Consider the following 12,022-nt stretch of genomic DNA (forward strand, 5'->3'; position numbering starts at 1 on the left):
TACTTATTTAAAGGCTTTAATTCGTTAGAACTGTTGAGCTATGAATCTAAAGCGCTTAAATAAGTAGACAGGGCGATGTCGCACCCTGTCTAAAGACTGCTGAAAACAAAATAAGTTCGCTTCAGCAGTTATATGTGCAGACTAAAGCTGGTTCGCTTTAATCTGCAACTGTAAGTTTGCCAATGTTAGCTAGCAAATATTAGTTAGCTACGATGTTTAGAAGCTTACCAGGTACGAAGATAACCTTACGGATCGTTAGGCCATCTAGGAACTTCTTAGCGTTCTCATCGTTTAGACCAAGTTCACGAACTTGCTCTTCGGTCGCATCAGCAGCAACAGTCAGTTTCGCACGTAGCTTACCGTTGATCATGACAACGATAGTCTTCTCGTCTTCAACTAGCGCTTTCTCATCGAAAGTTGGCCATGTTGCTGAGTCTACGTTTGATTCACCCAGTGCAATCCACATTTCGTAAGAGATGTGTGGAGTCATTGGGTAAAGCATGCGAACGACAGCTTTTAGCGCTTCATCAAGGATTGCACGATCTTGTACAGACTCTTGAGGTGCTTTCGCTAGCTTGTTCATCAGTTCCATGATCGCAGCAATGGCAGTGTTGAATGTTTGGCGACGGCCGATATCGTCCGTTACTTTCGCGATAGTCTTGTGGATATCACGACGAAGTGCTTTCTGATCACCAGATAGCGCAGAAGCGTCAACAGATTCAGCTGCACCTTTAGCAGAATGAGCGTGAACCAATTTCCAAACACGTTTAAGGAAGCGGTTTGCGCCTTCAACGCCAGACTCTTGCCACTCAAGCGTCATGTCTGCAGGCGATGCAAACATCATGAATAGACGTACTGTATCAGCACCGTACTTGTCTACCATCTCTTGCGGGTCGATACCGTTGTTTTTAGACTTAGACATTTTGATCATGCCTGAGTGTTCAACGTCGCGGCCTTGGTTGTCGACTGCTTTTTCAATGCGACCTTTTGCGTCGCGGTCAATAGTCACGTCAGTTGGAGCAATCCACTCTTTCGTGCCTTTCTCGTTCGTGTGGTAGAACGCATCAGCCAGAACCATGCCTTGACATAGAAGCTGCTTGAACGGTTCATCAGATGTCACGTAACCCGCATCACGAAGAAGCTTGTGGAAGAAACGAGAGTAAAGCAGGTGCATACATGCGTGCTCGATACCACCAACGTATTGGTCAACTGGCAACCAGTAGTTTGCTTTCTCTGGATCTAGAATGTCGTCAGCTTGTGGTGAACAGTAACGTGCGTAGTACCATGAAGATTCCATGAACGTATCGAACGTATCAGTTTCACGTAGCGCTGGTTCGCCATTGAATGTGGTTTCAGCCCAAGACTTATCCGCCTTGATTGGGCTAGTAACGCCATCCATTACCACGTCTTCTGGAAGAATGACTGGCAGTTGGTCTGCTGGTACTGGGTGAACTTCACCGTCTTCAGTGGTTACCATTGGGATTGGAGCACCCCAGTAACGCTGACGAGATACACCCCAGTCACGCAGACGGAAGTTTACAGTCTTCTTACCTTTGCCTTCTGCTTCAAGCTTCGCAGCAATTGCATCGAATGCTTCTTGGAACGCAAGACCATCGAATTCGCCAGAATCGAACAGTACACCTTTCTCAGTGTAAGCCGCTTCAGACACATCTAGCTCAGAACCGTCTTCAGGTTTGATTACTGGGATGATATCGATGCCGTACTTAGTTGCGAATTCGTAGTCACGTTGATCGTGAGCGGGAACTGCCATTACCGCACCTGTGCCGTAATCCATAAGAACGAAGTTCGCTACGTAAACAGGAACAACACGACCGTTAAGAGGGTGGATAGCCGTTAGGCCAGTATCCATGCCTTTCTTTTCCATCGTTGCAAGTTCAGCTTCAGCCACTTTAGTGTTACGACACTCTTCAACGAATGCAGCAAGCTCAGGGTTGTTCTTAGATGCTTTCTCCGCAAGAGGGTGACCTGCTGCGATACCTACGTAAGAAACACCCATTAGTGTGTCTGGACGTGTTGTGTACACTTCTAGCGGCGCTTCTTCACAGTTAACAGCGAAAGATAGTTCAACACCTTCAGAGCGACCGATCCAGTTGCGCTGCATGGTCTTAACCATTTCAGGCCAACCTTCAAGGTTGTCTAGATCGTCTAGCAGCTCTTGAGCGTACTCAGTGATCTTAATGAACCACTGTGGAATCTTCTTTTGTTCTACTGGAGTATCACAACGCCAGCAGCAACCGTCTTCTACTTGCTCGTTCGCTAGTACAGTTTGGTCGTTTGGACACCAGTTAACAGAAGATGTCTTCTTGTAAACTAGGCCTTGTTCGTAAAGTTTAGTGAAGAACTCTTGTTCCCAACGGTAGTACTCAGGCGTACACGTTGCGAATTCACGTTTCCAGTCGTAACCAAAGCCTAAAAGTTTAAGCTGGTTTTTCATGTATTCGATGTTTTCGTAGGTCCACGGAGCAGGCGCTGTGTTGTTTTTTACAGCTGCGTTTTCTGCAGGTAGGCCGAATGCATCCCAACCGATTGGTTGCATTACGTTTTTGCCTTGTAGACGTTGGAAACGAGATACCACATCACCGATGGTGTAGTTACGCACGTGACCCATATGCAGTCGGCCACTTGGGTACGGGAACATAGAAAGACAGTAGAATTTTTCTTTATTTGGGTCTTCACTTACAACGAAAGTCTCGCTGTCATCCCAGTGTTGTTGAACCTTTTGTTCAATCTCTTGCGGGTTATATTGTTCTTGCATCGATGGTATCCGGTTATCTTGGAATTTGTGAGTTCGGTTAGAACAGAATCTTACAGATCGTCATAGAATACCTAAAGGAGCTTAGTACAACAATAGTTATACCCTTCATACTTGCAGTTGCAGCACGGTTGATTGCGTAAATTCAACCAAATTACTTAGGACAGCTATACTTAAGGGTATGAATTGCATTTGTTTGTTAGGAACTGGTCGCTTAACTACGGACCCATTTACTAAGATAAAGCTTGGTCATCTTAAGGAGGTCGTTATGCCGAAGAAAAAAGCACTCTATGAAGAAGTCGTCGAAGAGGTGATAGAAACGCTGAAGCATAGTCCTGAAGAGCTTAACAACAAAATCGAAACGTCAGGTAAGTATGCGAAAGCAGCCAATGATATGACCAAAGATGAGCTCTCATTGATCTCTGCCTATGTGAAGTCGGACTTAAAAGAGTTTTCCGAAAGTTATGAAGAGAGTAAAGGTGGTCCATTTTATTTGATGATCACAGACTCTATTTGGCAAGGATTGCTGGATATCACTGATCGCACTAAGGTGGAATGGGTTGAACTGTTCCAAGACTTAGAACATCAAGGGTTGTATCAAGCGGAAGAGGTTATCGGACTCGGGACGCTTGTCTGTGATGAGTGCGGACATCAAACTGAATATAACCATCCAACGACGATTATTCCGTGTATTAAATGTGGCTCGACAGGGTTTAGCCGCAAAGCGCTTAAGCCGTAAATACTGGCGGCATAGCATCTTCAACTTTACACCGTAGTAATAAAAGGGTTGACTGAATCAGCCAACCCTCAACAACTTTCCGTCGAATCTCGAATCTAGTCTTTTCTTCTCATAAACCAGCCAGCTACCAAACTAAGCAACGCCCAGATATACAGTGGCCAAGTACCGACCACGTGATAAGGGGTTTGACCATCCGTTGAAATGAGTTCAGCTTTCAACACTGCGGTTTCAAACTGCGGTATTTGCTTGATGATCCTGCCTTTGTGATCCGTTACTGCTGTTACACCATTGTTGGTTGAGCGAATCAGCGGCTTACCCAGCTCCAGAGCACGCATCTGTGCGATTTCCATATGTTGCAACGGGCCAATAGAGCGACCAAACCACGCATCGTTAGAGAGTGTTAAGATAAAGTCAGTTTCATCTGTTACGTTCTGCCTAACTTGGTCATTAAAGATGATCTCATAACAAAGCGCCGGTGCTAGATGACGTCCATTTGCCACGATGTTTGGTTGAACAAAGTCGCCACGGCTAAATGATGACATTGGCAAATTAAAGAAAGGTGCTAATGGGCGCAGGATATCTTCAAACGGAACAAATTCACCAAATGGTAGAAGATGATGTTTATGGTAGCGTTCGTCTGGATCGTAGCTGTATTCACCGTATGGATTGACACCTAGAGAAAGAACGCTGTTGTAGTACTTCTTATCTTCAGACTGATTGAGTACGCCAGTGATGATTGAGCTGTTGTTCATCTTTGCTGCGCTATCTAAGTTACGTAAGAAAGATGGAATCTCAACTTCGAATGCTGGAATAGCAGCCTCAGGCCAGATGATGATATCCGCTCCCCAATTTTCTCTGCTTAGGTCGGTGTACTTCATCATGGTTGGCCAGCGATGACTCGGCAGCCATTTGCTGTCTTGATCGACGTTGCCTTGAATCAATACTACTGAGGTTGTTTTCTCAGGGTTCGGTGTCACCCAATCGATGTTTCGAATACCGAAACCCGCACTAAAGACAATCGCAGGAATAATGCCGACACTCCACGCCTTATTTATGACTGTATAAGCGAGTGCAGAGGCTGACACAATAATCGCAAACGTCACTAGTTCGACACCACCAATCGGTGCGAATGAGCCTAGTGGAGAGTCGATTTGGCTGTAACCTAGCCATAACCACGGGAAGCCAGTCATTACCCATCCACGCAGCCAATCACTGATTAACCACAATGCAGGAGCCGCGAGGAAAAAGCGGCTTAGGTTATTAGCAGGGAAGTACTTGTTTAAACTCCAAGTAAATAGGCCGGAGTAGACCGCAAGATAACCGACAAGCAATGCCATTAAGAATAAATTGGCAGCCAGAGGCATTCCGCCAAAGCCATCAATACTGACGTATACCCAACTAATACCAGTCGTGAATTGGCCTAAGCCCCATGCGTAACCAATCCAAAGCGCACTTTTAGGAGAACGGTTGTGGATCAGTAACAGCAACAAAGCTGGGCTGAGAATAGCAAGAGGCCATATTGAATATGGAGCGAATGAAAGGGTTGTTATAGCGCCAACAAAAACGGCCGCAAGCGGCCGTAATAGGCGATGAATAAAGGTCTTAGTCATCTAATTTCTGTCATCTCTTTAGAGAGAAGTTGTTATTCTTCGATAGTCGGAAGAGGCTGCTCGTCAGGGATGGTTACCTGTAGCTGAATCACACGACGGTTATCTGCTGATGTTATTTTGAAATGGTAGTTTCCGATTTCTACAATTTCGCCACGAACAGGCAGATGACCGAGTGCTGTCATTACCATACCACCCACAGTATCGACTTCATCATCACTGAAGGAAGTGTTAAATGTATCGTTGAACTCTTCAATGGTGGTTAAAGCTTTAACCGAATAGGTATGCTTACTCAGCTTACGAATATCTAGCTCTTCTTCATCGTCGAACTCGTCTTCAATTTCACCAACGATTTCTTCGAGGATATCTTCAATGGTTACCAGGCCAGAAACACCGCCAAACTCATCGACAACGATAGACATGTGGTAACGCTCTTCTTGGAACTCCTTGAGCAGGCGATCAACTCGCTTACTTTCAGGAACAACCACGACAGGGCGAATTACTTGTTCGATATCAAATGGGGCACTTTCTGAACCCAAATACTTAAGTAGGTCCTTCGCTAATAGAATGCCTTCAACATGGTCTTTATCTTCACTGATCACTGGGTAGCGAGAGTGTTGAGCATCAGTAATAAGCGCAATCAATGTATCTAAATCATCGGTGCGTTCAACTGTAACCATTTGAGAGCGAGGCAGCATGATATCGCGTACTCGCATCTCTGAAATTTCCATAACACCCTCGAGCATGTCGCGTGTGTCGTGGTCAATTAGGTCATTAATTTCTGAATCGCGGATTACATCTACGAGCTCTTGGCGATCTTTTACTTCACCTTGAAATAGTTGGCCTAGGCGTTCAAAGAAGGACTTTCTACTCGGACCTTCAGATTTTTTACTTCCCTCAGAAGTGGGGGGGTTACCTTCGTTCATGATTTCTCAAAAAATAACGCTATCAGAAGTGTGATAGCACACGTTACAACTCAGATTCCTGCGAAAATCACAGGTTCGATGAGTTATTGTTTCTCTGCAACCTACTTTACTAGAATCAATTTACTTTTCTAGAATATACGGGTCTTCAAACCCCATAGTTTGCATGATTTCTGTCTCGAGTGACTCCATCTCTTCAGCTTCATCATCTTCGATATGATCATAACCTAGCAGATGCAGACTGCCATGTACAACCATATGAGCCCAGTGTGCTAGCAGAGGCTTATTTTGCTCTTCTGCTTCTTTTTCGACAACTTGGCGGCAAATAATGAGGTCACCCAGTAGATCTAATTCCATTCCTGGTGGTGCTTCAAATGGGAAAGACAGCACGTTAGTTGGCTTATCTTTTCCACGATAGTCATGATTGAGCTGGTGGCTCTCTTCTGTATCAACAACACGAACGGTGAGCTCGGCATTCTCTTGAAACTGAGGAATTGTCTTATCTAACCAAAGCTGAATATCTTGCTCGGTTGGAAGTCCTTGCTCATTTTCGACCGCTATTTGCAGGTCTAGTTCAATAGACATCTATTTATCACCTTGTTCTGCAATTACAGAGTTATTTTGTGTTGCTAATTGTGTCGTAACGGCTTGCTGAGCTTCAAGAAGTTTGGCTTCACGCTCTTCACGTTTGCGCTTTTCAAACTCTTTGCGCTCTTTCTGGTCTTTTGCTTCCCACTTCTCGTACGCATTGACGATACGAGCAACGACAGGGTGGCGAACGACGTCTTCAGACATGAAGAAGTTAAAGCTAATGTCATCCACTTCGTTGAGTACTTCAGTTGCATGACGTAGACCTGACTTAGCTCCACGAGGTAAATCGATTTGCGTAATATCACCTGTGATCACAGCGCGTGAGTTAAAACCGATACGGGTTAAGAACATCTTCATCTGTTCTACCGTGGTGTTTTGGCTCTCATCAAGAATGATAAACGCATCATTTAATGTACGACCACGCATGTAAGCCAGTGGCGCAACTTCAATCACGTTGCGCTCAATCAGTTTCTCAACACGCTCGAAGCCAAGCATCTCAAACAGTGCATCGTAAAGTGGACGCAAATATGGGTCTACTTTTTGGCTTAAATCACCCGGTAGGAAACCAAGCTTCTCACCGGCTTCAACAGCAGGGCGAGTCAGCAGAATTCGGCGAACCTCTTGGCGTTCAAGTGCATCAACCGCAGCCGCAACAGCTAAGTATGTTTTACCAGTACCAGCAGGTCCAATACCAAAGGTGATGTCATGAGTCACCATGTTCATTAGGTATTGAGCTTGATTTGGTGTGCGTGGTTTGATGACGCCTTTTTTAGTCTTAATGGTCACTTCTTTGCCGTAGTCGATTTCAGACTCGACGTGTTGCTCCAAAATGCCAGACTCAGTGACCGCCAGATGTACTTGCTCTGGTTCGATATCGATTATGTTGCCTTTAACTGGAGCCGTTTCAACATAGAGGTGTTTGATGATGTCTAAAGCTGCGGCAGTTGTGTGAGGCTTACCGACAATGGTGAAAAAGTTGCTACGGTAATTAATCTCAACACCCAGACGACGCTCAAGGTGCTTGATGTTGTCGTCAAATGGTCCGCATAAACTTGCCAAGCGCTTGTTGTCTGCTGGCTCTAGATTTATCTCTAAGGTAACGATTTTATTGCTCAAATTAGCCTCTCATTTTGTGCCACTCACTCTTAAATAAAAAAAAGAGCAAGAAGCCCGATTGATACCGGGCTTCTGATGGTGATTCCCTATTTCTAAGATGGTCACTTAGTTAGGTAATTTCAAGCTTTGTGTTTGAGCTTTGTGCTCAAACAGTTGTATTACCTATGGCGTAAACGTGGCTACACCTAGCTCGTCTTCACGTTTTGTTTTTTCCATCATTTCTGCTGGAGTCATTACCACGCGTAGACCCATGTCTTTTTCTGTGCGAACTAGCTCACCACGTAGTGAGTTGGTGTACACCTCTGTGATCTTCACGTCTACGAACTGGCCGATTAGGTCTGCAGAACCTTCGAAGTTCACAACACGGCTGTTTTCAGTACGGCCACGCAGTTCCATTAGATTCTTTCTTGATGGACCTTCAACAAGGATACGCTGCTCTGTGCCTAGCATTAGGCGAGAGAAACGCATAGCTTGTGTGTTGACTGTCTGTTGCAGCTCCCACAGGCGATCTTTCTTCTCTTGTGCTGGTACATCACATGGGTAATCTGCGGCAGGTGTACCTGGACGAGGAGAGAAAACAAAGCTGAAGCTCATATCGAAATCAACTTCTTTAATTAGCTTCATTGTATCTTGGAAGTCTTGCTTAGATTCACCAGGGAAACCAACAATAAAGTCAGAGCTGATTTGAATATCAGGACGAGCTTTACGCAGTTTGCGGATAATAGACTTGTACTCGATTGCCGTATGCGGGCGTTTCATCATCGTAAGAATACGGTCACTACCACTTTGTACAGGCAAGTGTAAGAAGCTCACTAGCTCTGGCGTATCTTTGTAAACTTCAATGATGTCATCACCAAATTCAAGCGGGTGGCTTGTAGTGAAACGAATACGGTCGATACCATCGATAGACGCAACTAGGCGAAGTAGTTCTGCAAATGTGCAGATGTCGCCTTCGTAAGTAGGGCCACGGAATGCGTTTACGTTTTGGCCTAGTAGGTTTACTTCACGTACGCCTTGCTCTGCCAGTTGTGCAACTTCGTAGAGCACATCATCCATTGGACGGCTAACTTCTTCACCACGAGTATATGGCACAACACAGTAAGTACAGTACTTAGAGCAGCCTTCCATGATAGAAACGTAGGCTGTTGCACCGTCTGCTTTAGGTTCCGGCAAGTTATCGAACTTTTCGATCTCAGGGAATGAGATATCCATTACTGGCTTTTCGTTAGACAGTGATGACTTAATCATCTCTGGCAGACGGTGTAATGTTTGTGGGCCAAAGATAACGTCTACGTACGGTGCTCGTTGACGAATGTGATCACCTTCTTGAGTTGCTACACAGCCACCCACACCGATCACTACACCTTCTTTTTTATCTTTAAGCGTTTTCCAACGACCAAGCTGGTGGAATACTTTTTCTTGCGCTTTTTCGCGGATAGAACAAGTATTCAATAGTAGTACGTCTGCTTCCTCAGGTACTTCAGTTAGCTCATAGCCATTTGCAGCGTTAAGCAGGTCGGCCATTTTTGATGAATCGTATTCATTCATCTGACAGCCCCAAGTTTTAATTAGCAGTTTCTTACTCATTATATGTTCGCTCGATCGTTAGTTTAATTTAAGGGAGCAAATCGCCCATTATTCATCCGCCAGTAGTGTTTGTCATAATTCGGTATTCAATTTTATGACTGGCTCTAGCGGCAAGCGGCGTATTGTACTGGTTTCAAAACCGACTGACTAGTAGTCTGAACAAATCTCTTATGCAGTGGTTTTTATTATTGTTAACGCCATATACCATAAGGGATAACCCTTTTTTCGAATAAGGTTTTTGGTTACAAGTTAGTTATGAAAAAGTACAATCAAAAACAGTCAAAGAATCAAACTGATAAGTACAAAATATGAACAGTTACGATATTGTGGTAGTCGGTGGCGGCATGGTTGGCGCAGCAACAGCGGTCGGCTTTGCGAAGCAAGGGCTGAGTGTTGCGGTGATCGAAGGTTTTGCCCCACAAGCTTTTGGTGAGTCACAAGCGATGGATACTCGTGTGTCTGCGATTTCTCAAGCATCGGTCGATTTACTTGAAGGTCTTGGTGCGTGGCAAAGTATCGCAGCGATGCGCGTGTGTTCTTACAAGCGTTTAGAAACGTGGGAGCATCCAGAGTGTCGTACTCGATTTGATGCTGCATCACTGGATCTGCCTCGTCTAGGCTATATTGTTGAGAATAGGCTCATTCAACTAGGATTATGGTCTCAATTTGATGCCTACGACAATCTCGAACTGTTATGCCCAGAAAAGCTGGATGAGATTGAGTTTGGTGAAACCAATATCGTTAAGCTTCAATCAGGAGCTGAGTTATCAGCGAAGTGGGTGGTTGGGGCTGATGGCGCGAACTCAGCCGTTCGTCAGCAAGCTGGAATTGGTATTACAGCGTGGGATTACCGACAACACTGCATGCTTATCAATGTCGAAACCGAGCAGCCTCAACAAGATATTACTTGGCAGCAATTCCTACCAAGTGGTCCTCGTTCATTTTTGCCATTGTGTTCTCTAACCTCTGACGGTCAAGAAGTCGGGCAGGGATCGTTGGTTTGGTATGACTCCCCATCTCGTATAAAACAATTATCATCGATGAGCCCTGAAAAGCTGCGTAATGAAGTACTCGCTAACTTTCCTAAAGAGCTAGGTGATATCAAGGTATTGAATTCTGGATCTTTTCCTCTGACACGACGTCATGCTCAATCATACTCGAAGAATAATTGTATTTTAGTCGGTGATTCAGCGCATACGATTAACCCTTTAGCAGGGCAGGGCGTCAACTTGGGCTTTAAAGATGTTTCAGTACTATTGGATATCACCAAAGAGAAAGGTGAATTGAATCAATCTGTGGCGAGACGCTATGAAGTGATCAGAAGAGGTGACAATCTAATGATGCAAAGTGGCATGGACTTCTTCTATAAAACGTTCAGTAATGACATTGGCCCGTTAAAGTTTGTCCGCAATGCTGCACTAAAGTTAGCAGAAAGCTCAGGGCCGATTAAAGCTCAAGTATTGAAATACGCCTTGGGCCTTTAAAACGGCTAGATCAGGTTATTTATATAGAGAAGGAGAGCCGATGCTCTCCTTTTTTGTTTTTGTTGTAATGCTTATTGTTGCTGAGTGACACAAACTGGTGCATCAAGGTCTAACGAGTAACCGGTATAGGTCAGAGAGCCATCTTCAACATTTCGTTTGAATGACGTGAGGTTGTTGGAGTGCTGGTTTGCGGAGATAAGCCATTGTCCGTCATTAGTGATATGAAAGTCGCGAGGGAACTTGCCTTCAATATCGTAACTGTCCATAAATATGAGCTTTTGAGTAGTTGAATCTATTCGAAAACAACTGATTCTTGATTGATGTCGGCAAGATACGTAAAGGAATTGCTCATCTGGCGATAGCTTAATTGCAGCCGCGGCTTCTCCTTTCTCCGTATTAGGAAGTGCGTCAACCTCTTCCACAATATTCCACAGCCCTAAAGACTTCTCCAAAATCAATATCGTTTCCGAGAGCTCACACACCACATAGGCTTTATCTTCAGCTTGGTTAAAGACTAGGTGACGAGGTCCATTCCCTGCTGGCACTTTAATAGACTGCATTGGCTCATCAAGGAATTCTTCTTGTTCTTCGTCGAAGCAATAGAAGTTGATTCGATCGGCTCCGAGATCGACGGTAACAAACTGCGGAGAGTTATTCAGGAAAAGGCTTTGATGAGCATGTGGGCCAGTTTGTCTTTCTTTGTTCGGCCCTGAGCCAACCATTTTGAGTGTTTTGAGTCGTTTATCGATATTACCATTGATACTTAAACTAAAGATATCGAATGTCCCTGACGAGTATTGCGATGTAATAGCAAACTTATTGTGGGGATCTATCGCAACGTGGCAGGGGTGATCCCCCGAGATGAGGCCTGTATTGGACGTGATTTGTGAGTCAACATTAGGTATATGAATGAGCTTCGGTTGTTTCTTTTGCTCAACCTCAGCTGCTGTATAGATTCCAGACTTTGTCGCGGTGATAAAAGAGGGGTTATGACATTCGGCAATAAGCTCTAGAGGTAATAGTTTTCCTGTTTCTAGATCTAACTGAGTTTGATAGACACCTTGGCTTTTACTTGGCGTATCCGTGTAGCAACCGATCGTTAATGGGAGGGTTTTCATAGGTAGTCATACTCAATTAGAAAGTGGAGCAGACATTGTCTTATAAAATCGTATTAAAAGTGAGGTTATAGAAGAGAATACTTG

General features: G+C 44.6%; 9 protein-coding genes. 2 read left to right on the forward strand and 7 right to left on the reverse strand.

Translation table 11 applies throughout. From position 1 onward, the window contains the following. Positions 1–199: 199 nt before the first annotated feature. Positions 200–2,776 carry a leucine--tRNA ligase gene (leuS, locus tag AC3CIA_RS03685; RefSeq protein ID WP_488518533.1) on the reverse strand — a complete coding sequence of 859 codons (2,577 nt, stop codon included), beginning with the start codon at positions 2,774–2,776 and terminating at the stop codon, positions 200–202. A gap of 265 nt (positions 2,777–3,041) precedes the next feature. On the opposite strand from leuS, the gene AC3CIA_RS03690 reads away from it, so the two are divergent. Further along, entirely contained in the window at positions 3,042–3,512 is a 471-nt protein-coding gene (locus AC3CIA_RS03690) for a zinc ribbon-containing protein (protein WP_099167163.1), read from the forward strand. Between the two features lie 95 nt (positions 3,513–3,607). On the opposite strand, the gene lnt is transcribed toward AC3CIA_RS03690, so the two are convergent. The 5 genes from lnt to miaB all read right to left on the reverse strand — a co-directional run bounded on the left by lnt (position 3,608) and on the right by miaB (position 9,336). Next, positions 3,608–5,122 (reverse strand): apolipoprotein N-acyltransferase, encoded by a 1,515-nt coding sequence (gene lnt / locus AC3CIA_RS03695; RefSeq protein ID WP_488518534.1) that lies wholly within the window; start codon positions 5,120–5,122, stop codon positions 3,608–3,610. A 32-nt stretch (positions 5,123–5,154) separates the two neighbouring features. Further along, positions 5,155–6,045 carry a CNNM family magnesium/cobalt transport protein CorC gene (gene corC, locus AC3CIA_RS03700; RefSeq protein ID WP_004735253.1) on the reverse strand — a complete coding sequence of 297 codons (891 nt, stop codon included), beginning with the start codon at positions 6,043–6,045 and terminating at the stop codon, positions 5,155–5,157. 120 nt (positions 6,046–6,165) lie between these two features. Next, positions 6,166–6,627, reverse strand: a complete 462-nt coding sequence (ybeY, locus tag AC3CIA_RS03705) for an rRNA maturation RNase YbeY (protein ID WP_488518535.1) — start codon at positions 6,625–6,627, stop codon at positions 6,166–6,168. Next, positions 6,628–7,749, reverse strand: coding sequence for a PhoH family protein (locus AC3CIA_RS03710; RefSeq protein WP_488518536.1), 1,122 nt, complete (start codon positions 7,747–7,749; stop codon positions 6,628–6,630). 162 nt (positions 7,750–7,911) lie between these two features. After that, entirely contained in the window at positions 7,912–9,336 is a 1,425-nt protein-coding gene (gene miaB / locus AC3CIA_RS03715) for a tRNA (N6-isopentenyl adenosine(37)-C2)-methylthiotransferase MiaB (RefSeq protein ID WP_004735256.1), read from the reverse strand. A gap of 308 nt (positions 9,337–9,644) precedes the next feature. On the opposite strand from miaB, the gene AC3CIA_RS03720 reads away from it, so the two are divergent. Next, the gene (locus AC3CIA_RS03720) at positions 9,645–10,820 is read left to right on the forward strand and encodes a 2-octaprenyl-3-methyl-6-methoxy-1,4-benzoquinol hydroxylase (RefSeq protein WP_488518537.1); all 1,176 of its coding nucleotides are present in this window, start codon (positions 9,645–9,647) and stop codon (positions 10,818–10,820) included. A gap of 71 nt (positions 10,821–10,891) precedes the next feature. On the opposite strand, the gene AC3CIA_RS03725 is transcribed toward AC3CIA_RS03720, so the two are convergent. Continuing rightward, entirely contained in the window at positions 10,892–11,938 is a 1,047-nt protein-coding gene (locus tag AC3CIA_RS03725) for a lactonase family protein (protein ID WP_488518538.1), read from the reverse strand. Positions 11,939–12,022 lie beyond the last annotated feature (84 nt).

Source organism: Vibrio sp. QJM3NY_27, from assembly GCF_057785955.1.